Source organism: Maribacter spongiicola (assembly GCF_004364165.1).
GTDB lineage: Bacteria > Bacteroidota > Bacteroidia > Flavobacteriales > Flavobacteriaceae > Maribacter > Maribacter spongiicola.
The window spans coordinates 11,485-31,649 of the sequence record NZ_SOAY01000002.1 but is presented as its reverse complement, the minus strand read 5'-3'; the positions used below and the strand labels follow the sequence as shown (position 1 = coordinate 31,649).

At 36.7% G+C, this 20,165-nt stretch carries 25 protein-coding genes; 6 read left to right on the top strand and 19 right to left on the bottom strand.

Annotated elements, in window-relative coordinates:
• Positions 1-94: 94 nt before the first annotated feature.
• From CLV90_RS00360 to CLV90_RS00285, 17 genes are all read right to left on the bottom strand, one after another.
• Positions 95-700 carry a hypothetical protein gene (locus tag CLV90_RS00360; protein ID WP_133685550.1) on the bottom strand — a complete coding sequence of 202 codons (606 nt, stop codon included), beginning with the start codon at positions 698-700 and terminating at the stop codon, positions 95-97.
• Positions 701-769: 69 nt separating this feature from the next.
• Positions 770-1,405, bottom strand: a complete 636-nt coding sequence (locus CLV90_RS00355; protein ID WP_133685549.1) for a transglutaminase-like domain-containing protein — start codon at positions 1,403-1,405, stop codon at positions 770-772.
• 403 nt (positions 1,406-1,808) lie between these two features.
• Entirely contained in the window at positions 1,809-2,204 is a 396-nt protein-coding gene (locus tag CLV90_RS00350; RefSeq protein ID WP_133685548.1) for a group III truncated hemoglobin, read from the bottom strand.
• A 9-nt stretch (positions 2,205-2,213) separates the two neighbouring features.
• Complete coding sequence (locus CLV90_RS00345; protein ID WP_133685547.1) at positions 2,214-2,558, bottom strand: cupin domain-containing protein; 345 nt, start codon at positions 2,556-2,558, stop codon at positions 2,214-2,216.
• Positions 2,559-2,658: 100 nt separating this feature from the next.
• Positions 2,659-3,042 (bottom strand): DoxX family protein, encoded by a 384-nt coding sequence (locus tag CLV90_RS00340; RefSeq protein WP_133685546.1) that lies wholly within the window; start codon positions 3,040-3,042, stop codon positions 2,659-2,661.
• A 98-nt stretch (positions 3,043-3,140) separates the two neighbouring features.
• On the bottom strand, positions 3,141-3,644 hold the full coding sequence (locus tag CLV90_RS00335; protein WP_133685545.1) for a YegJ family protein: 504 nt from the start codon (positions 3,642-3,644) through the stop codon (positions 3,141-3,143).
• Between the two features lie 50 nt (positions 3,645-3,694).
• Positions 3,695-4,174 carry a DUF2004 domain-containing protein gene (locus tag CLV90_RS00330; RefSeq protein ID WP_208295082.1) on the bottom strand — a complete coding sequence of 160 codons (480 nt, stop codon included), beginning with the start codon at positions 4,172-4,174 and terminating at the stop codon, positions 3,695-3,697.
• A gap of 227 nt (positions 4,175-4,401) precedes the next feature.
• Complete coding sequence (locus CLV90_RS00325; protein WP_133685543.1) at positions 4,402-5,130, bottom strand: zinc-dependent peptidase; 729 nt, start codon at positions 5,128-5,130, stop codon at positions 4,402-4,404.
• Between the two features lie 68 nt (positions 5,131-5,198).
• Complete coding sequence (locus CLV90_RS00320; protein WP_133685542.1) at positions 5,199-5,687, bottom strand: AAA family ATPase; 489 nt, start codon at positions 5,685-5,687, stop codon at positions 5,199-5,201.
• Positions 5,688-5,735: 48 nt separating this feature from the next.
• Positions 5,736-6,539, bottom strand: a complete 804-nt coding sequence (locus CLV90_RS00315; protein WP_133685541.1) for a tetratricopeptide repeat protein — start codon at positions 6,537-6,539, stop codon at positions 5,736-5,738.
• 5 nt (positions 6,540-6,544) lie between these two features.
• Positions 6,545-7,042: a hypothetical protein gene (locus CLV90_RS00310; protein WP_133685540.1), complete on the bottom strand. Its 498-nt coding sequence runs from the start codon at positions 7,040-7,042 to the stop codon at positions 6,545-6,547.
• Positions 7,043-7,071: 29 nt separating this feature from the next.
• Positions 7,072-7,227 (bottom strand): hypothetical protein, encoded by a 156-nt coding sequence (locus tag CLV90_RS19130; RefSeq protein ID WP_166638510.1) that lies wholly within the window; start codon positions 7,225-7,227, stop codon positions 7,072-7,074.
• 145 nt (positions 7,228-7,372) lie between these two features.
• Positions 7,373-7,762 (bottom strand): NTF2 fold immunity protein, encoded by a 390-nt coding sequence (locus CLV90_RS00305; protein ID WP_133685539.1) that lies wholly within the window; start codon positions 7,760-7,762, stop codon positions 7,373-7,375.
• Positions 7,763-7,840: 78 nt separating this feature from the next.
• The gene (locus tag CLV90_RS00300) at positions 7,841-8,299 is read right to left on the bottom strand and encodes a DUF2750 domain-containing protein (protein WP_133685538.1); all 459 of its coding nucleotides are present in this window, start codon (positions 8,297-8,299) and stop codon (positions 7,841-7,843) included.
• Positions 8,300-8,427: 128 nt separating this feature from the next.
• Positions 8,428-10,188 carry a CocE/NonD family hydrolase gene (locus CLV90_RS00295; RefSeq protein WP_133685537.1) on the bottom strand — a complete coding sequence of 587 codons (1,761 nt, stop codon included), beginning with the start codon at positions 10,186-10,188 and terminating at the stop codon, positions 8,428-8,430.
• Between the two features lie 60 nt (positions 10,189-10,248).
• Positions 10,249-11,433 (bottom strand): integrase core domain-containing protein, encoded by a 1,185-nt coding sequence (locus CLV90_RS00290; protein ID WP_133685536.1) that lies wholly within the window; start codon positions 11,431-11,433, stop codon positions 10,249-10,251.
• A gap of 299 nt (positions 11,434-11,732) precedes the next feature.
• Entirely contained in the window at positions 11,733-12,131 is a 399-nt protein-coding gene (locus tag CLV90_RS00285) for a hypothetical protein (RefSeq protein ID WP_133685535.1), read from the bottom strand.
• A gap of 209 nt (positions 12,132-12,340) precedes the next feature.
• Here CLV90_RS00285 and CLV90_RS00280 point away from each other — a divergent pair, with 209 nt between their 5' ends.
• Positions 12,341-12,703 (top strand): GTPase, encoded by a 363-nt coding sequence (locus tag CLV90_RS00280; protein ID WP_133685534.1) that lies wholly within the window; start codon positions 12,341-12,343, stop codon positions 12,701-12,703.
• Between the two features lie 616 nt (positions 12,704-13,319).
• Here the strand turns inward: CLV90_RS00280 and yihA are convergent.
• Together yihA and CLV90_RS00265 are read right to left on the bottom strand one after the other, a co-directional pair.
• Positions 13,320-13,940, bottom strand: coding sequence for a ribosome biogenesis GTP-binding protein YihA/YsxC (gene yihA, locus CLV90_RS00270; protein WP_133685532.1), 621 nt, complete (start codon positions 13,938-13,940; stop codon positions 13,320-13,322).
• Between the two features lie 11 nt (positions 13,941-13,951).
• Positions 13,952-14,716, bottom strand: coding sequence for an alpha/beta fold hydrolase (locus CLV90_RS00265; protein WP_133685531.1), 765 nt, complete (start codon positions 14,714-14,716; stop codon positions 13,952-13,954).
• Positions 14,717-14,979: 263 nt separating this feature from the next.
• Here CLV90_RS00265 and CLV90_RS00260 point away from each other — a divergent pair, with 263 nt between their 5' ends.
• From CLV90_RS00260 to CLV90_RS00240, 5 genes are read left to right on the top strand one after another with little or no spacing between them, the layout of a single operon-like run.
• The gene (locus tag CLV90_RS00260) at positions 14,980-15,453 is read left to right on the top strand and encodes a division/cell wall cluster transcriptional repressor MraZ (RefSeq protein ID WP_133685530.1); all 474 of its coding nucleotides are present in this window, start codon (positions 14,980-14,982) and stop codon (positions 15,451-15,453) included.
• The gene (rsmH, locus tag CLV90_RS00255; protein ID WP_133685552.1) at positions 15,443-16,345 is read left to right on the top strand and encodes a 16S rRNA (cytosine(1402)-N(4))-methyltransferase RsmH; all 903 of its coding nucleotides are present in this window, start codon (positions 15,443-15,445) and stop codon (positions 16,343-16,345) included. Before CLV90_RS00260 ends, rsmH begins: the two co-directional genes overlap by 11 nt.
• Position 16,346: 1 nt before the next feature.
• Positions 16,347-16,673, top strand: a complete 327-nt coding sequence (locus tag CLV90_RS00250; protein ID WP_133685551.1) for an FtsL-like putative cell division protein — start codon at positions 16,347-16,349, stop codon at positions 16,671-16,673.
• Entirely contained in the window at positions 16,673-18,679 is a 2,007-nt protein-coding gene (locus CLV90_RS00245) for a penicillin-binding protein (protein ID WP_133685529.1), read from the top strand. Before CLV90_RS00250 ends, CLV90_RS00245 begins: the two co-directional genes overlap by 1 nt.
• Positions 18,676-20,139, top strand: coding sequence for a UDP-N-acetylmuramoyl-L-alanyl-D-glutamate--2,6-diaminopimelate ligase (locus tag CLV90_RS00240; protein WP_133685528.1), 1,464 nt, complete (start codon positions 18,676-18,678; stop codon positions 20,137-20,139). Before CLV90_RS00245 ends, CLV90_RS00240 begins: the two co-directional genes overlap by 4 nt.
• Positions 20,140-20,165: the final 26 nt, after the last annotated feature.

Sequence of the window (20,165 nt, the reverse complement as noted above, 5' to 3'; positions counted from 1 at the left end):
AATTGCTAATTGCTAATTGCTAATTGCTAATTGCTAATTGCTAATTGCTAATTGCTAATTGCTAATTGCTAATTGCTAATTGCTAATTGCTAATTCATTTCCTATTCTTCTTCGGCTTACAACTCAAACAAAAGTCGGATAAAGCTTGTATCTTTTGTGTTACCTTTTCGTGTTCTTTCTGTAACATTTCAGCATCCTTACCAAAATCGGTTGCTTTAAAGACTTGTGCACTTACGGTGTTCATTTCTTCTTGTAGCTCGTTGAAAATGGGCTGAAATAAACTGGAGTCACTAAAAGCTCCTTTTTCTTCATAAATTTTCTTGCGTATTTTCCTGGAGTATAGCTCTACCAAATCAAAGTCATACCTTCCAAAACGGAGTAATTGATTTGCCGTCACTGAATCTGGAGCAACCAGAACAGCCAGGTTTCTCTGAAAAATGGCTCTCACTTTGTCGTTAAAATTTTTGGTGAACATGAAAGAGACCGAATTCATATTGAAGCTGAAATCGATTTTGGCGCCAGAATAAATGGAATAGGAGGTAAGGGCGGCATTAATTTCCGATTCTGGAGATTGGTAGTCGCTTAGCTGCAATTCGTAATCGGGAGTCCATTGCATTGGTTCTTGTGCTATTACCAATGAAGATGAGAATACTATGAATAAAGTAAAGATGAATTTTTTCAAGGGAATTGTATTTTTCATCGAATGTACTGTAAAAAATAATCTGTACAGTAGGTGACCAGAATTTTGAGTATTAAAGTTTGTTAAAATCTACAACTGAAACTCGGTCTGGTTGCTATTGGGGTCAAAAATATTTGGGTAGTGTTCTCGTGCATTCCGTTCCATAAACTCCATAGGTACATCTTCAAAATGCCCGTAGTCTTCTAGGTACTCCATAAACTGTGTTCCGTCTGAATTGAATTCTTGTAATATGGAATCATTTTCGCCATCAAAATCTAAGGGCGCTACATTAAGCATTTCACATAACGTAGCATTAAATGTCGGCGATAGCTTCAGCCATTTGCCGTTTATAAAAGCATCGACCATACCATGGGGAGTCAGTTCATTAGATCCGAATTTCTCTATTAATCGTTCTACGCCAATATGATTTTTGACTTTCGCCAAGTGAATTCTTGCAGGTATGCCCAGAGCACGAAGTCCCGCAATCAAGATGATAGATTTATCAATACAATGACCTTTTGGGCGTTTTGCAATTTCACTGGCTCGGTATTTCTCTTTATTGAAACTCAAGCTGTATGGGTCGTATCGCCATGCATCACGTACTTTGTTATATAGTGCAATAGAAATTTCTTTCTCAGAGAGTGAGGTGTTTTTAAATTCAGAAACCAAGTCTTGAATCTCGTCACTTTCATAATCAAAAAAATAGGTAGGGGACAGAAAATCCATAGTATTAACAATTAGCGAATTATTTCATGTTCAATTTACGAAATAGATTTGGCATACTCGCTTCGTCAATTGCATACTGTTTAAATTAAGTATTAAGTATTAAGTATTAAGTATTAAGTAATGAGTACAAAGTATGAAGTAGTTATATTAAAGTTGGAATAGAGAAAATAGAATATAGAGAATAGACTTGTTTTTATAGAGCCGTATTTAGCAAAGCTAAATTGTTTAGGTAGCCAGTAGCCAAAAGCAACTATATACTAACCCGCTATCAAACTAATTCACTAATAAACTATCAACTGAAAACTGAAATTGCCAACAGATAATGAACACTCACTATTTCACTATCCAACTGAATACTAACTCACTATTTCACTAACAAACTAACAAACTAACTCACTAAAAATCACTGATTTTCCGGTCTACTCTGCCAAATATGAATATACTGTCCTGTCGACATTCTACGAGCCATATCTTTTGCATTATTGGCCAATTCACCCGCGTACAGTTCGTCAATAGTTTCAGACCATAGCTGTAACCACTGTGCGAAATGATTTTGAGAAATGGTATGCTTAAGATTTTTATCTACGTTGACATGTGCCTTAGACGGACTCCCTCTAAACGTACGGACACCGAATAGATTAGATTCCCAGAAATCGGTGAGTTTGCTTAAGTGGGTAGGCCATTGTTCGTCGGTAATATGTCCGTTGAAAATGGGACCTAGCATTTCGTTCTGCCTAATTTTATTGTAGAAAGTATGCACCAATACCCTAACATCTTCTCTATTGGTAATTTCGCTCATGGTCTGTTTTTAAGAATCGGCAACAACTTTTTCTAGCCGTTCTGCTGCATCTTGTTTTGAAAGTGTAAGTCGAACAATACTGTCGGATTTCGCTAAAAGGTCGTGCGGAACATTTGCGGCTAAGGTAATAATATCTCCTTGCTTTAGGGTGTGATGAGTGCCTTCTGCTCCGAATTCAATTTCACCTTGTACGATATGCACTATAATAGGCAAAGGAGCTTTGTGCTCTTTCATAAGTTGCCCGTTCTTCATTAGAATGCGGATCTCTTTTGAGAACGAAGTTTCTAATAGCACTTTAGTAACAATTTTAGTATCGTTGAAATCTAGATTTTCGGTAAAAGATGTCTTTTGCATGGTACTTTTTTTCAAAAGTAGTAATGAACAGCAAATAGAACTATGACACTTCTCATACCAAGATAATAACTAAATACCGAATTGAAAAATACTGTTTATTCTAAAGCAATGCGCGCAACTTATTATTTCTGAGTAAAACGCTTACCCACACAAGAACACCGAAAATAACCGGAAAAATAGTTAAGGTCATATGGTCTTTATGAATTACATGAGTTGCCACTGCACCACCTAACCATGCGGTTATGAGCAAACCACCAATAAACATCGTTTTTGGCATAGCGTAAAGTACTATAGATACTACCAAAATTATACCTAATGCCATGACATATTCTGAAGGATATCCCATTTCTACAGCTCCTTTAACAGCCGTTTCGGTTTGTAAAACATTGTTTACGGCACCCATTAAAAGCATAATAATTACAATGCCTTGTAGAATATAAGAAGTCCACAAGATACCTTTCGAGGTTTCTTTGATAGTTTTCATACGGTGTAGATTGATTTGATTGTCAACTACAATGTACGTTTTATTTCAATAGAATACAGCTAGTTATATAATGCAGAACAGTAAAAAGGAAGAAGTAATTATTTAAATAGCAGTCCGTTTTCAGCATCGAACTGAGCTTGTTCTTCTGGTGAAAGTGCATCACGAATAACACGAATGGTGTATCCACCGACCACTTCACCGTCGTCATAGTACATCCAATCACTAATATTAGCGCTATTTACGGTAATAGTATCACCTAATTTTACTTCGCTGGTGTAAACTGGTTCGTTGGCAACAATGCCCATAAAATCGTTATCTATAAGCTGAATATCACCCACCCAAATATGCTCGGCACCACCATCGGCATTGAATTTCTGTTTTATAGTAAAATACTCGAAACTGGGATTATCACTGGCAAGCGCATTTTTAAATTCATCGATAGAATTTTTAGCATTGACCATAGCCTGGTTCATTTTAGCATTGTCATCTTCTACGTTGTACACATCTGGTTCGCCAGAGCGTTCTGTTTTATCAACTGAACCTTCTTTGCAAGATGTTAGTATAAATAATAGTGATGCGATAAAAAGTAGCGATTTCGTCATAAGATAAGTGTTTGATTTTAATTAAGAATGCAATTTAATTACCATAATATTTAGCTTTCCCAAGTTATGCTATAACTCATATCGTTTTCTACAATTAAGACCAATATTTGATCAGAAATCTCATCATTTACATAGAAATCTAACACAATATATCGATTGTCATTGGGATAAAAACCGATTCTTGAAATATAGATATTTGAGAGTAATTGTTCTTCAATCGACATTTCTTTATTTGACATATTAATTAAAGGAGTAAGTTCTTCATCGTCAAATTCTTCAGTATGATATTCTATATATTCTTTTGAAATTCCGTTATTGTTAAAATTTGATTTGATAAACTTTCTTAGCTCTTCTTCATGACTTTGTAAATTATCTAAGAAATCATCAATCTTGGATAATTGCTCGGTATTAGGTTTATTTTCTATGTAAATATTTAAATCTATACTTATCTCTCGATTTTTATAATTTAATTCAGAGTAATGGTATTTTTTATCTGAACTTAAGTCTATTTCTCCAAAAAAGTTTGACATGTATTTGTTCATAGCCTTTGTAATAATTTTTAGTGTGTTTTGATCGACTTATGTTTAATGGCTTACAAGATGTAAGTAGAGTCATAAATGATATTATAACAATGAAGGGCTCTTTCATGGACTCTTTTTGAATAAGATTTACGTTAATACTACCAAATACAACGGAATATTTTTTCTATTGTTTCACTTAATCAACAAGAATTCAATAAGTTCTAGACCAAGTAAGTTTACTTCGGGTTTTTACCGTTACGCGGGTCTTGTTTTAGCACTTTGGCAGTAGTGCGGTAAAAGGTAGGCGCGTATGAATAAAACTCATGTGGCTGCTCGAAAAATGTTTCTAGGGCGGTAGCAAAAAGCTCCATTAAATTGGTGCCGGCATAGTCCCTGAAAATAGTAAAGTTACCCTCACGGATAAGCGGAAGTTTTTGAGTAGCCAATTCTTTCCAAGCGTTGAGGTCTGTATTATTGAAAACCTTCGATAAAAAAGAACCGTTAGAATTTTCGATAATTAGGCAATGGCTAAATTCATGAATAGCAATATTTAACCCGTCATTAGTAATAACGAAACCTTTTTCTACGGCAGGCCATGATAAGTTTACACGCTTTGTAACGGTATTTACATCACCATCATAAAGAATAGCTCTGCCAGTGTATGAATATGATGTCGGAGTAACAAAAATGGTTTTGAAGATATTAAGTACATCTTTTTTTAAGCCAAAAGTAATCTGAACGAATGCACTAGAAATTACCAGTTTCATTTCTGTAGTAAGTTCAAAACCTTCTGTAGAACCAAAATCTGTAGTATTTAAAAACAGCAGTGTTCTTACCACAAAAGACTCTTGGTGCTTTTCTGATAATGCTGCGTAATAAGAATTCCAAATGGTGAGAACCTCATGGCATTCTTGCTTGCTACTGGTCTTAAGAAAAAAGTTGACGAAAGTATGTTTTACGTTCAAGTAGTTGGTTTGGTTGACAGTATGGTTTTATAAAAATAGATGGGCAAAATGCCGTTGTAAAATTAGTATTATTCGGTGATAACAACACTACCTCTAAGTTCATTTTCGGTAGGTTTTTCAAACCAGGTTTCCATAAAATCGAAATTCTCTTGAGTAACTTCAAACTCAAACGTAGCTCCTTTTTCGGTGTTACGCTGTTGTACACGTTGCCATCTGGTATTTTTTGAAATATCTAAAAAGTGAAGTTTAATTTCGAACCCATTAGATGCTGCAAAAGCCCTAAACTTTTCGCGGTGTTCAAATTTTGATAAGCCCAGGTCTAAAATGGCATCGATATCAGATTCCTCTAATTGCGTTACCACATTTAAGATTATGGTTTCTGCCCGCTCAATACGCTCTAAAAACCATTCTAATCCGTCAGTTTCGGTTTTGTCCGGTAGAAATAGGGTATTGTTCCAAGTGTCTATAGAAAACAGCACACCTTTGGTTTTCTTTTTTAGTTCGTTTGAATAGGTTGTTTTACCTGAACCTGTATTTCCGACGATAAGGTGTAGCATGGAGTTTTTGTGTTTGCAGTTTGGATTTAATTATACAGTAATAAGTAGTTAACTGTTGTTCAGATTTTGTTTAAATTCTAAAATTTCATTCAAATAGATTTCATTTAGAAACTCGTTATAATAATCTTCTCTTTTAGAGGCGATATTTTCTTTAGCTTTTAGAATATGCTCTTTTGCTTTTTCTATCTCCCCGGTTTTTTGGTGCGCTTTTGCCATACCAAAATGAGCTTCCGGTACGTGATCAGATTGGTTTAAAGCACGTTGAAATTCAGTAACAGATTTCTCATAATTACCAAGTTCGTATTCGCAAAGTCCTAGATAAACAAATGTATGTACATCTGCCCAATCTTCTTTTTGGTTTATGATACTTTGGTTGAAGAAACTGATAGCTTTTTGATAGTCCTTTTTACCAAAATAACACTCTCCACGTAAAAAGTCAATGTCTTCTCCCCAGGGCGCATCAGTCGTGTTAGGTGTTAAGCTGTCTAATCTATCGAAATCACTTAAAGCACCGTTATAATCTCGTAATTTTCTCAATTTCATCCAACCGCTGTATCCTAAATGTATTTTTGGGTCAAGTTCAACAGCTTTGTCTAAAAGTTCAAAACCTTTTGCGTAGTCGCCTCTTTTGTTGAAAGCTACAGATTGCTCAAAATAAGCATCAGAATACTCTGGATATTGCATTTTCAAAATGTCGAACATAGTTTGAGATAAATAGGTACCTTGAACATGTTCAGCCATTTTAAATCGGTCAACTTTAGGAGCAAATGCCGTGTAATAAAGCATGATTATTGAAAAAGAGAAAAATAGTAGTGTAAAAATCACTTTAATTATTTTTATAAAAGTCTTCATAGTCTTTAAAATATATCTGTGATTTTACCATTTTGAATTTTAAAGCTCAAATTGTAATACGTATCAAGGGGTTGATTGTTCCATTTACCGGCATGCCAATCCTTCAAGTTTTTAATAGTTTCTTGCATCTGCTTGATGTTACTATATCTAAAGGAGGTTGGCTTTAAGTTTTCGTTCACCATTTTAGTACGAAATCTACCTATTTGATTATTACAATTAACAACGAATCTAAAAGTGATTATACCCGATTTTTCGAAATTGAGTTGAGTAATAAGTTCTCTTAGTTCCGTTTTTATAGCTTTCTCTCCGCCTTTATAATAAGTGCCGGCAGAATAGTATTGAACAATATATTCTTCATCGCAAACCACAAATTCAGAATTGTCAACAGACAAGTCAAACGGGATATCTCCAACTTGCTTACTGTGTAGGGCGCTAGCCCAGAAGTAAATAGCTACAGCTAGAAGGAAACTAGTAAGTAAAAGTATATTCAGTTTATTTTTCAAATCGGATTTCGGATTTAATCGGAGATTATTTACTCAGATATTTCAACATTTATTTCTTCTAATACCTTAATGATATTTTTTTCAACTTGAGCGTAAGATTGAAGAATGAAATTTCTGTTCTTTTCTATCTTCCAGAGGTATGTCAATAATATTTTCTTCTGTTCGTTGGGTACGATTAATGCCACTAATGTTTTGTTCAGCGATACACCATATCTTTCAAAATTTGCAGCTTTTGCTTTTTTTACAAGAAGTTAAGAATAGAAACATGGATGTTATTTAGAGTAGTGGTTTATTCAAGTGGTTTGGTTTTGGTTATGACAAATTATCTTTTTATAAAGATTTATACTTACCGTCATCATCAACTAAATACAGTTCTTCTAGAATCCATTTACCATTTTCTAAAATGAAATGATACTCATAGTTGTGTTGTAAAAAGCTAAATTTTTCATTGGTAAATTTAGTTTTGACTATTGCCGTATTGTTGTCAATAAGTTCATCTAAAATAACTTCTTGATTTGGGCAATGGTTAGAACTGCTACCATAAGCCAATCCTTGGTATTTTTTATTTGGGCTACAGTATTTTAAAATTAAATCATCATACATTTTTCCTATTTTGAATTTAAAGTCTTCAGTTTTGTTTTCTTTAGATTTAAACGCAAAATCATTCCATTCTTTATAGTCACTGATGAATTCTTTGGTTAGGTCAGTTGGTTTTTTCATTTGAGTATTTTGGCTATAAGCACTTATTGTAATAAGTAATACGATTAATATTGTAGTAGTTTTCAATGTGAATTTAATTTATTTATTCGCCTCTTTGGCCTGTTCCTCCAAATCAGCAATATTTTCAAATTTTTGAAGCGGTAGTTCTTTATTAGTCGCTTTTATTTCCGCAACTAAGGCAAGAATTAAATCTAAAGGTTTGGCTTCATAGCCAAACATATTTTGGTCGAATTCTATACCAGCTAGTATGCCGTCATTTTCCATGCCTACACCCCAATTTTCTATAAAATCTACTAATGCTATTTCTGTAATTTGGTAGTTGCTCCAATGGTTTATAGTGCAAGATTTCGCTCTGGCACCTTCTGCCCAAAAACATAGTATGTCAACAGGTTTACCACGTTCATTTTCATAATGCGCAGAAGCTGAGGTGGCAAAGCCTTCATGATTTTGTAGCGCATAAACAATGTCTGTTTCGCAAACCGTTTTTATAAATTTCTTGTATCTATTTGCAATGATATCTGAGCCTTGTTGTTCCATTTGTTTTGTGATTGAGGGAAGGTGTGTTGTTTTTTGTTGAAATGATAACGAAGGTAATTATAATATTATATGTTTTCAGAAGTAGGTGAGAACAAGTAATTACTTATGACCATTGTTATGCACATGTTTTATTTTATTATTGGTAATTCTAAAAAAGATATGTTTGTTTTATTCCTGTATATGCTCAAAGTTGGTATTCCTTCTGTCGGAACTTTGTCAAATGTATCTTTGTCAGCCCCTGATATCGCAATTCTTATAGAATGTCCTTTCTTGATGAGAATTGATGTTGGATGTAATTTAAAGATGACTTCTTCAATCTTATCTATAGGCATAGGTGATGCATCTGATTTTCTAAATGAATGATACGGTATTTCGTTAAACATATCATTCTTAGATAATTTCCGATGTTCAAGTAAAAGCCCTCCTTCTGTGATGTATCTGCTTTTTCCATTAGGGTCAACATCTTCTAAGTAGACAAAAATCGCTCCTTCTTTGTGTGTTGAAAATAGATTGAGAGAAATTACTGGTGTTCCCGAGATTTGAAGAGGCTCTTCAAGAGGTGCTGATGTATAAGTTAGCATTAAAGAATCGGCAGCATTGCGATTATTGAGGTTAAGAACGGGTTTTCCCATTTGGGTTGTCCATCGATTGTTTGTGCCAGTACTTACGGAAAAGTCAACTAGATATTCATCCATACCTTGAGGTTCATCTGATGATGAAGTATTTAATTTTCCGTTGGTATCTAAATAATACTTAATTCTTTCTTGTCCTTTGGGTGGCCAAATATCAGATTGTTTAAATGATTCTTCTCCAAAATTATAGTACTTAATTGTTGGCCAATCTTCAACTCCTTTGTCATTCCCCTTTATGTAATGGTCAAAGAAGTTAAGTTGTAGTCTAAGCTGTTCAATTACCGATGGAACAGGTTCAACGATACTGTCAGAAACAACAAACGGGCTGGCATGAGAACCTCCTCCATGTGAAGTTGGCATCATGACAACTTTCTGCGGATTAGTAAAGTGCTGTAACCTTAATAAAGTACCTTCTGCTGTTCCGGCATCAAGCCAACTTGTAAGAACGAGCATTGGTACATTTGATTCCGAAATTTCCTTTTTCCAATGCAAGGGGTCAAGTTCTTCAAACTTGAAATTCCCAAATTTGGAATCCTTGTATCGTGCTTGAATAAGACCTTCCAATACAATTGGGTTGTTTTCATGTTCTTTAATTGCATCTATTAGAAAATCTTCACTCACACGCCGAACACTTTCGCCCAGATTCTCCACTGAATTTTGGTCTAACCAATCAACATATTGACTCCATGGCGCTATAAAACTTGTTGCAAGCATTCCATAAGGACGACTAGGACTCTCATATACGTCAAAATCCGACCAACCAGGAATAACCGCTTTAATGGCTGGATGTTGCGTTGCACATAAAAGCTCTGCTGTTGTCCCAGAGTAAGAGGTACCATAGGCTCCCACCTTACCATCAGACCAGGGTTGGTTTACTACCCAATCAACAATGTACCAAGCATCTTTCACTTCGGTAGGCGTGTATTCTCCTAAACGAACTCCATAAGAAGCACCAGTTCCCCTGACGTCAACTTTTGCAAGGATGTAATCATGGTCAAGAAAATACTTATCGCGTTTACTGAGTGAGACTATTGGCTTTCCTGTTTTCGCGTCTTCTTTGCCTCTCCAGTATCGGGTAAATTCAAAGAGCACAGGAAGTTTTTGATTTTTGTATTTTTCTGGGAAGTAAACATCCACAGCTAACTTTGTTCCATTTACAGCAGGGACATAATAAGACGCAACATTGTTTTCTTGCGAAAAACTGAATTGATAAATTGAAACAAAAATGAGTATAAATAAGAATTTTTTAGCTGTCATTTTCTAGGTGTGTTAAATGTTCGTTAATATACATGGTTTACAAAAGTTATAGATTAGAGTTTACACTAAATTAGTTTCCAACCTCACTGATTGTTCTTTTTTTCTAAATACATGTTCATCAAAGTAACCTAAAAATACATTTCTATAAAACACTCTCCAAATACCATTGCCAATGTCCAGTGCTCCGATGTGTTTACCTTGGAGCGAAGCGGAAAGGTAAACCCAATTATATGACTTCCATCTAATGGCTCCATTTTGTGTGACTTTTAATACTTTCATTTTCGTATCGTAATCAAATTCATGTATTTTTTCCGGGAATGGTCTTGTAGAGAACTCATGAACCGAGGCAGGTGTTTTCATATTAAGAGCTTCGTGTGGTCTTACGTGATTATATTCTTTTACAAAGCTGTTTAAGCGCCTTTGTTGTGCTTTTAGGTCATAAGCTGAAGGCTTGGCACAAGCGGCTTTTAAATCGCGGTGCATACGTTCATGTCGTCCGTTCTGTTCAGGGTGTGCCGGATCTGAAAATACAGGCATGATACCTAGTTCAATGAACCAATAGGAGAGCCGGGTAAATCTTTGTATTGCGGCAACCGAACCAAAAGGGCTTCCATTGTCGGTATGTATTTGTCCTGGGATACCAAATTTCCTAAAAACCCTTTTAAACTCTGCCTTTGCCGATGCAAGGTTTTCTTTGTAATGCCCTTTGGCCGTAAATACAAATCGGCTTTTGGAATCGGCAATGGTCAGTGGGTGACAGTAGATTTTGTTGCCCATCAAGAATTTCCCTTTGTAGTCTGCACTCCACACTTCATTACACTCTTCGGGGTCGAAAATGGGATGTACGGGCTTCACTCTTCTAAGTCGTTTTTGAGGCGATACCAAACCGTGTTTTTTCAGGATGTTATGAACGGTCAAGACAGATGGTATCAATTCATCGGGAAAATCTTTATACAACAAGGTGTGCAATTTTTTAGCTCCCCATGCCTTGTGTTTTTCTTTCAATTCAAGAATTTGGTCCACTACTTTTCCATTGGTGGCATTAGGGTGTGGGCTACGCGGTTTTCTGGAGAGTTCCCTAAGCCCTTCATAGCCTTCGTTTTCAAAGCGGGCAATGATTTTGTAAGCCGTTGGCCTTGATATCTCAAAGACTCGGCAAAGCTCCGTGATGGTATATTTTCCAGTTCGCCATTCACAGATAAATTCAATTTTTTGTTCCATAATCGTTGATTCTTTCCAAGGCATAGCATCTGAATTTTGGTTTCAAATGCAACTTAAAAAGTGTAAACGATGTTTCTATAACTCTGTAAAGGATGTTTGTATATCGTACCAAATTGTGCATAACGTCTAGGCTAAGCGTAGTGCGGTAGTAAGGAAACTTTTCGTTTCCGTCTGCGCACGAAGCTAAAGCTTATTGTTTAGTTTTATTTTTTCTTGTCCAAAGCTAAATCCATAAGATTTAGCGACATTATAAATATACACAGACCTTTCGATTTAGCCCTAAAGTCCGCATTACGTTTAGGTTTTGTTGTAAAACGTATTTTTTAGATGTTGTGAATCCGTCCCTTTAGTTTTTTCCGATTGAAGGAACTAACTCTTACTTGGTCTTGTTTTTTTATAATTCCGTATGCGACTACTGGGACAAGTAAAAATCCTCCAACTATGAAAATTATATAATGATTCCGACTTCCTGTAAATATTGGGCTTACAAATAAGAACATAAGCGGTGTGCCAATTAAGAAAATAAGTCCGGCACCAATTTTCGCTAAATTCGATTCTTTTGCGTTAAGTTCGTCCACGTGAAAATCTGTAGTCCGTCCGCAATTTTTACAAGTCAGTTTTTTATTCTCTCTGTCTTGCATCGCAAACTCTACTCGAGTATTCGCATTTGTTGAATATCCGAGTTCATTTTCACATTTAGGACATTTTACGTAAACTTTCATTTATTTGAAGTGGGTCTTTTAATATGTTTTACAACTATGGTGTATGTGCCCAATTACGCATATTTCCCTATATTCAGAAATATGAGTAATTACACTTCTAATATACCACTAAAGAATAAACCTACAATTAACATTTCAAACTCCATTACGGGAAACCATAATTGGTTAACATTTATGTATGATTTGGGTATTTTTACGACCAAAAGGTCATGTCAAAGAAAATTCTATTTATCTATAATGCCAATAGCGATACGGGCAGCAAAATGTTAGACTTCGCCCATAAAATCATTAAGCCAGCTACCTATAACTGCAATCTCTGCAGTTTAACTTATGGCAGTTTTACCGAGAACAAGCAGTGGAAAGGTTTTAGGGAAAGCTTATTAGCCAAAGGCTACGAGTTAGAATTCTTTCATAAAGATGAGTTTCAAAAAAGCTATAAAAGCAAATTTGGACATAAGTATACCTATCCTATTATATTAGTAGAAACGTCTCATGATTTAGAGGTGTTGGTCACGACTGAGAAATTGAATGCTTTTGAGGGAGTGGAGGAGTTGATTGCTGCGCTTGGTTGATTATAATTTGGTTGATAGTTGTTGGTTGTCGGTTGTTGGTCTCACTCGGTTGCTGAGTTTGGTTGATGGTTGTCGGTTGTTGGTCTCACTCGGTCGCAAAGCTTACTCGGTCGCTGAGCGTAGCCGAAGCGACATTTAGGTTATGAGGTGAGTTTGCGTGTTCCAGTCCCTTCGACTGCGCTCAGGATGACATTTCGCTTTCGGTACGCAGTTTCAGTGTTCCAAAGTTCTCGACTGCCCTCGAAGTGACATTTCGTTTTGATCGGTCGCTGAGCGAAGCCGAAGTGACATTTCGGTTGCAAGGTGAGTTTTCGTATTCCAAACAAACTGATAGCCGCGCTTTGCTCGCTAAGACGTTAATAAAGAAGTACTAAGTACAAAGTATTAAGTACAAAGTAATAAGTAATAAGTATTAAGTAGGGTATATGGAGTGTAAAGTGAATAGCATACAGCACTGAGTACGTAGTACGAATAACTTACACGAACAGCTTAGTACTTTGTACTTAATACTTAGTACAAAAAAACGCGCAGCGTTAAAAAAAACCAACAACGAACAACCAACAACGAACAACCAACAACGAACAACCAACAACCAACAACGAACAACCATCAACCATCAACCATTCTTCGTTGCCTCGAAAAACTTTTCGTTAATATCATCTATATATGCCAGTACTTCATCGCGACCACTACGGTGGCTTGAGCTGGTTATAAAGTGTGGCGGTGCTTCTTCCCACAAGTCGGCTAAAAGCTGATCTATATATTTTTTTACTTGGCGCTCAACAGCTTTTGGTTTTAATTTATCTGCCTTGGTGAAGATAATGGCAAAAGGTACTCCGTTTTCACCCATCCATTGCATGAACTCCAGATCTATAGGTTGAGGGTCATGGCGAATATCTATAAGTACAAAAGAGCAAACAAGCTGCTCTCGCTGTAAAAAGTAATTGGTGATATATTTTTGAAAGGTATTTTTATCTCTTTTAGAAACACGGGCATAACCGTAGCCGGGTAAATCTACCAAAAACCAATTTTCATTGATTTTAAAATGGTTGATTAATTGGGTCTTACCGGGTCTGCCAGATGTTTTTGCCAAGCTTTTGCGCTCGGTCAACATATTGATCAAAGAAGATTTACCAACGTTAGAACGACCAATAAAGGCGTACTCGGGTAAAGGCTCTTTCGGGCATTTGGCAACATCAGAGTTGCTCATTACAAAGTCGGCCGACTTTATTTTCATCCGTAGGGTATTTAGAAATTGTTTTTCGTCAACCACTCATCAAGAATGGTATTGAATTCGTCTGGGTGCTCCATCATCGGTGCATGTCCGCATTTATCCATCCAAAATAAATCTGAATTAGGTAAAAGCTCATCGAACAGTTCTGCAACATCTGGTGGCGTAACCGTATCGTTTTTTCCCCATATAATACACGTAGGGGTTTTCATTTTTGGAAGATCTTGCGCCATATTATGACGAATAGCGCTTTTTGCGATTGCCAAGGTCTTTACCAATTTTACACGATCGTTAACGGTAGCGAATACTTCATCTACGATTTCTTTTGTAGCAACTTCTGGGTCGTAGAAAACATCTTGTGCCTTTTTTTTAATAAACTCATAATCACCACGTTTAGGGTAACCGTCGCCCATAGCACTTTCATAAAGACCAGAACTACCGGTAATAACCAACGCTTTTACTTTCGCCGGATATAATTTGGTGTGTAAAAGACCAATATGACCACCTAAAGAGTTGCCTAAAAGAATAACATCGTCTAGCTCTTTATAATCTATAAATTTCTTAAGGTATTTGGCAAAATTCTTCACCGTTGTCTTTAACATCGGCATAGCGTATAGGGGCAATTCAGGAATAAGAACTTTGTATCCTTTCGGAGGAAAATAGTCTGATACTCCTTGAAAATTACTTAGTCCGCCCATTAATCCGTGAAGAATAATTATGGGTTTGCCTTCGCCTTTTTCTATATACTTAAATCCTCCGTCGTTAATCAAATCGTTTTCCATGCGCACTACTCATCAGTAATTGTCCAAATATAGGTAATTACCGAGAATAGCAAACAACTCTTTTCGATAAGGTGAATTGTTGAATCTTTCAGATTTGAGATTTTCTAGAAATAAAGCCCGAGTGGGAAATATTTCCCATAAATATCGATGAAGTGCAAAAAGGTGTTCAAAAGTGGGGTAATTTATTAACAAAGTGGTTTTTAGTGGTAAAATGTGGTAATAATATTTATATATTTGAGTTATATAAACAAAACACATCCATTTTGGACATCTATTTCTTTGGGACATTTAACTGTAAAGCTGATGCTAAGGGGCGAATTATGCTCCCAGTTGCGCTGCGCAATCAAGTGGCTCCGATCCTAAAAGATGGGTTTTTTATTAAAAAATCATATTTGAGCGAGTGTTTGGAGTTGTACCCGGCATATGAGTGGCACAGAGTGATGGCGGAATTGAATGAAAAAAGCAGGTTCGATGAAGAGAACCTACAGTTTATAAGAATGTATACGGCAGGGTTGCGCCAAGTAGAAGTAGACTCGACCGGTAGATTATTGATACCGAAAGATATTATTTCATTGGCAGGCATATCTAAAGAAGTGGTGATAGCACCAATAGGTAAGCGATTAGAGATTTGGGACAAGAAAGCGTACGATGAATCTATAAGTGCAACAAAAGAAGAGAAAGTAAAGTTGGCCAAGCGTGTAATGTTAGGTGAAAAACCAAGTGGAGATGTATCATAACCCAGTATTACTGAAGGAATCGGTAGACGGTTTAAACATCAAAGAAGATGGTATTTATGTAGATGTAACCTTTGGTGGTGGCGGTCATTCAAAAGAGATATTAAAAAGGTTGGGTAAAGAAGGCAGGTTATATGCTTTTGATCAAGATGAAGATGCGCAGGCAAATACATTAGGTGATCCAAGATTTACGCTGATTGCGGAAAATTTTAGATACATCGCCCAGTTTTTAAAGTTCTATGGCATAAAGAAAGTAGATGGTATTCTGGCAGATTACGGAGTTTCATCGCATCAGTTCGATCAAGCGGAAAGAGGATTCTCTACCCGTTTCGATGCAGATTTAGATATGCGAATGAGCAAGCGTAATACGCTATCGGCTTTTGAGGTGGTAAATAAGTACTCATATGACGACTTGCGTAAAGTGTTGTTCGAGTATGGCGATATTAGAAACGCGAACGCCATGGCAAAAGTAATCGTTGCTACTAGAGAAGAAGGGCAGATACAAACTACCGATGCATTGAAAGAAGCGTTGAAGCAGTTTTTGCCAGAGCATAGGCAGCATAAAATATTGGCACAGATATATCAGGCGATTCGTATAGAAGTGAATCAAGAGATTGAAGTCATTAAGGAGTTTTTGGAGCAAGTGCCAGGATTATTGAATGAAGAAGGTAGGCTAAGCGTCATTAGTTACCACTCTTTAGAAGACAGGTTGGTAAAGCGATTTATAAGAGCAGGTCAGTTTAAAGGAGAACCAGAAAAAGATTTTTACGGCAATATAGATGTGCCGTTGAAAAAGGTTGGTGGATTGATAGTGCCGACCAGAGAAGAAATAAAATTGAATAACAGAGCACGTAGTGCAAAATTGAGGATAGCAGAGCGAAATGGCGAAAAGTAAAATGAAAACGGGTGTATTAGACCTATTGAAGGGCAAATTTTTGGTGAGCGGTGACGCCCCTAAAAATTGGCTGTTCATTATTTTCATTTCTTTTTTGGCAACGGTAATGATCAGTAGCTCTCATAGTGCCGATCAAAAAGTACACCGTATCGCTTTATTAAATGAAGAGGTAAAAGAATTGCGTAACGAGTTTGTTGATATGCGATCAGATGTACAACAGCTGAAATTAGAATCGAATATTACCGGTAAAATTTCGGCAAAGGGATTGTTCCCTTCAGAAACTCCCCCACAGAAAATTAAGGTGAAATCTTTAAATGCGGAGGACTAATGGCGGCAACAGATAAAAGCATATTAAAAAGATTGTACGTAGTAGCCGGGTTCATGGTGCTATTTGCAGGTGCGGTTTTGTTTAAGCTGGTATCTATACAAGTAGTAGACGGCGAAAAATATCAGGCAATGGCAGATACGCGCACTGAGCGTATGTTCACTATTGAGCCGAACAGAGGTAACCTATATTCAGACGATGGAAGTCTTTTGGCAACATCGGTTTCTAAATACACCATACGTTTTGATGCCGTAACGGTATCTAACGAAGATTTTAAGGCGAATGTAAAACCATTGGCAGATGCCTTGGCCAAGAATTTTGGTAAAACATCTTCTCACTATCAGCAAATTCTAAGAAAGGCACGTGAGAATAAAAATAGGTATGCACTTATCGTTCGTAACCTAGATTATTCTGAATATATGGCGGTAAAGCAATTTCCGCTGTTTAATAAAGGTGCTTTTAAAGGAGGATTGATTATTGAGCAGAATACCAAAAGAGAGCATCCGTTAGGTAAAATTGCCGAGCGTAGTGTTGGGTATGAGCGTGTAGATGAGAACGGATATTACACCCGCGTAGGTATGGAAGGTGCTTTTGGCCAATACCTAAGAGGCATTTCTGGAAAACGTTTAAAACAAAAAATAGCAAAGGGGCAGTGGAAACCGATCGGTAACGATAATATTATTGAGCCAAAAGATGGGTACGACGTGTATTCTACCATTGATATTAATATACAAGATATAGCTCACCATGCATTATTGGGTCAGTTAGAAAAATATCAGGCAGACCACGGTACGGTAATAGTGATGGAAGTAAAAACGGGCGAGGTAAAAGCAATATCGAACTTAGGGCAGACTGCTGACGGTAAATATTACGAGCGCTTGAACTATGCCATTGGCGAATCGCACGAGCCAGGTTCTACATTTAAGTTGGTGAATTTTGTCGCTGCCTTAGAAGATAATGTGATAGATACCAGTTCTGTAATCGATACCGAAAAAGGAGCTTGGAAATTGTATAAGCATACTATTAAAGATACCAAGCGCGGCGGTCATGGTAAAATTACTATGTCTACAGCTTTTGAAGTATCGTCGAATGTGGCATTTGCAAAAATGATACATGAAGGGTATAAGAACGATCCAGAAAAATATGTGAACAGATTAATGAGCATGGGTATTCATAAAGAATTAGGGTTGCCTGTTCTTGGTGAAGGAAAACCGGTATTGCGTTACCCTGGCGATAAAGGATGGTCAGGACTTTCATTAGCTCAAATGGCTTATGGGTACGAGGTTTCTATTACGCCACTACAAACATTGGCATTCTATAATGCTATTGCGAATGATGGTGAAATGGTAAAGCCACGTTTGCTGAAAGAAGTGAAGGAGTGGAACAAGACTATTGAGAAGTTCGATAAAAAAGTACTGAACCCTGCAATTTGTTCTCAAACAACGGTTAAAAAAGTACAACAGATATTAAAGAATGTGGTAGAGAAAGAGCACGGTACCGGTCATGGTATGTATTCTAAAAACTTTTCTATGGCAGGTAAAACGGGTACTACGCAAACGAACTACGTATCTAGAGATAGATCTAAGTACGAATATATTTCATCGTTTGCAGGCTATTTTCCGGCAGATGACCCAAAGTACTCCTGTATAGTGGTTATTCATAAGCCAGACAAAAGTGTTGGGTATTATGGTGCCGATGTATCTGGTCCTGTATTTAAATCTGTAGCACAAAAAGTATATGCTACATCGCCATTAACAAGCGAGGTAGATGTAAAAGATGTGTTGATCGCTAAAAATGAAGATTCGCACCAAGGGTATTATAAGGTAGCACAACAAAAATATTCATCAATGCCAAATGTAAAAGGTATGTGTGGCATGGATGCGGTTGCGATTCTTGAAAATTTAGGTATCGAGGTAGAAGTAAAAGGAAACGGAAAGGTGAAGAACCAGTCGATTTCTAAAGGCACCGATTTAAGATCAGTGAAAAAAATAGTGTTAGAATTAATATGATGCATTTAAAGGATATATTATATGGAGTGCGTATTACTGCTGTTAGCGGTACGACCTCTTGCGATATAGCATCAGTACAATTTGATTCTCGCGAAGTGCAAAAAGGAGATGCCTTTGTTGCTATAAAAGGCACATTGACCGATGGTCATAACTATATAGATGCGGTCGTTGCAGTAGGTGCAAGAGCAATTATTTGCGAGCAGTTGCCTACAGACATGAAAGATGATGTTACCTATGTAGCGGTAGAAAGTGGTAATCAGGCTTTGGCATTGATGGCTTCTAATTATTACGGTACGCCATCTAAGAATTTAAAATTAGTAGGGGTAACAGGAACTAATGGTAAAACAACGGTATCTAGTTTATTATATCAGTTATTTAAAAAAGCAGGCTATAAAGTAGGCTTGTTATCGACTATTAAAATAATGGTAGATGATACTGAATTCTCAACAAAACATACCACTCCAGATGCATTGGTAATCAATAAGCATCTGAAGATGATGAACGATGCCGGTGTAGAGTTTTGCTTTATGGAGGTAAGTTCTCATGGTATTCACCAGAAAAGAACAGAAGGTTTATTGTTTGAAGGTGCGATTTTTACGAATCTGTCTCACGATCACCTAGACTACCATAAAACATTCGCCGAATATCGCGATACCAAGAAGATATTATTTGATCAATTGCCTAAAACGGCATTTGCGTTGACCAATATCGACGATAAAAATGGACTGGTAATGTTGCAGAATACGAAGGCAAGAAAAGCGACCTATGCCTTAAAGAATTATGCAGATTACAGAGCCCAGATTTTAGAAAATCAGTTTGACGGTCAGTTGTTGAAAATCAATGACCATGAATTGTGGACAAGATTAATAGGTCATTTCAATGCGTATAATATGCTGGCAATTTATGCAACGGCAGATTTATTAGGATTGGAGCAATTAGAAACCCTACGCTTATTGAGCGAGTTGGAAAATGTAGATGGCAGGTTTCAATATTACATATCAAAGAAAAAGATTACGGCAATAGTTGATTATGCCCATACGCCGGACGCCCTAAAAAATGTGCTTGAGACAATCAACACGTTGAGAACTGGAAATGAAAACGTCATCACCGTTGTGGGGTGTGGTGGCGATAGAGACAGATCAAAGCGTCCGGTAATGGGTAATATCGCATCAGAAATGAGCAACAAAATTATTTTCACTTCTGATAATCCTCGTACCGAATCCCCAACTGAGATTATTGCAGAGATAGAGGCAGGCGTAGAGCCACAGAATGTAAAGAAAATATTGTCTATTGAAAATAGGGAGCAGGCCATTAAAACGGCATGCCAACTGGCAAACGATAACGACATCATATTAATTGCCGGTAAAGGTCATGAGACCTATCAAGAAACCAACGGTGTGCGTATTGATTTTGACGATTTTAAAATAGTAAAGGAGCTTTTAAACAGCTTAGATAAATAACCAAGGCTTAGTAGCAAAGAATATAG

Coding starts and splice junctions, on each gene's coding strand:
- CLV90_RS00360 (WP_133685550.1), bottom strand. CDS start 700: ATGAAAAATACAATTCCCTTGAAAAAATTCATCTTTACTTTATTCATA.
- CLV90_RS00355 (WP_133685549.1), bottom strand. CDS start 1,405: ATGGATTTTCTGTCCCCTACCTATTTTTTTGATTATGAAAGTGACGAG.
- CLV90_RS00350 (WP_133685548.1), bottom strand. CDS start 2,204: ATGAGCGAAATTACCAATAGAGAAGATGTTAGGGTATTGGTGCATACT.
- CLV90_RS00345 (WP_133685547.1), bottom strand. CDS start 2,558: ATGCAAAAGACATCTTTTACCGAAAATCTAGATTTCAACGATACTAAA.
- CLV90_RS00340 (WP_133685546.1), bottom strand. CDS start 3,042: ATGAAAACTATCAAAGAAACCTCGAAAGGTATCTTGTGGACTTCTTAT.
- CLV90_RS00335 (WP_133685545.1), bottom strand. CDS start 3,644: ATGACGAAATCGCTACTTTTTATCGCATCACTATTATTTATACTAACA.
- CLV90_RS00330 (WP_208295082.1), bottom strand. CDS start 4,174: ATGTCAAACTTTTTTGGAGAAATAGACTTAAGTTCAGATAAAAAATAC.
- CLV90_RS00320 (WP_133685542.1), bottom strand. CDS start 5,687: ATGCTACACCTTATCGTCGGAAATACAGGTTCAGGTAAAACAACCTAT.
- CLV90_RS00315 (WP_133685541.1), bottom strand. CDS start 6,539: ATGAAGACTTTTATAAAAATAATTAAAGTGATTTTTACACTACTATTT.
- CLV90_RS00305 (WP_133685539.1), bottom strand. CDS start 7,762: ATGAAAAAACCAACTGACCTAACCAAAGAATTCATCAGTGACTATAAA.
- CLV90_RS00300 (WP_133685538.1), bottom strand. CDS start 8,299: ATGGAACAACAAGGCTCAGATATCATTGCAAATAGATACAAGAAATTT.
- CLV90_RS00295 (WP_133685537.1), bottom strand. CDS start 10,188: ATGACAGCTAAAAAATTCTTATTTATACTCATTTTTGTTTCAATTTAT.
- CLV90_RS00290 (WP_133685536.1), bottom strand. CDS start 11,433: ATGCCTTGGAAAGAATCAACGATTATGGAACAAAAAATTGAATTTATC.
- CLV90_RS00285 (WP_133685535.1), bottom strand. CDS start 12,131: ATGAAAGTTTACGTAAAATGTCCTAAATGTGAAAATGAACTCGGATAT.
- CLV90_RS00280 (WP_133685534.1), top strand. CDS start 12,341: ATGTCAAAGAAAATTCTATTTATCTATAATGCCAATAGCGATACGGGC.
- yihA (WP_133685532.1), bottom strand. CDS start 13,940: ATGAAAATAAAGTCGGCCGACTTTGTAATGAGCAACTCTGATGTTGCC.
- CLV90_RS00265 (WP_133685531.1), bottom strand. CDS start 14,716: ATGGAAAACGATTTGATTAACGACGGAGGATTTAAGTATATAGAAAAA.
- rsmH (WP_133685552.1), top strand. CDS start 15,443: ATGTATCATAACCCAGTATTACTGAAGGAATCGGTAGACGGTTTAAAC.
- CLV90_RS00250 (WP_133685551.1), top strand. CDS start 16,347: ATGAAAACGGGTGTATTAGACCTATTGAAGGGCAAATTTTTGGTGAGC.
- CLV90_RS00245 (WP_133685529.1), top strand. CDS start 16,673: ATGGCGGCAACAGATAAAAGCATATTAAAAAGATTGTACGTAGTAGCC.
- CLV90_RS00240 (WP_133685528.1), top strand. CDS start 18,676: ATGATGCATTTAAAGGATATATTATATGGAGTGCGTATTACTGCTGTT.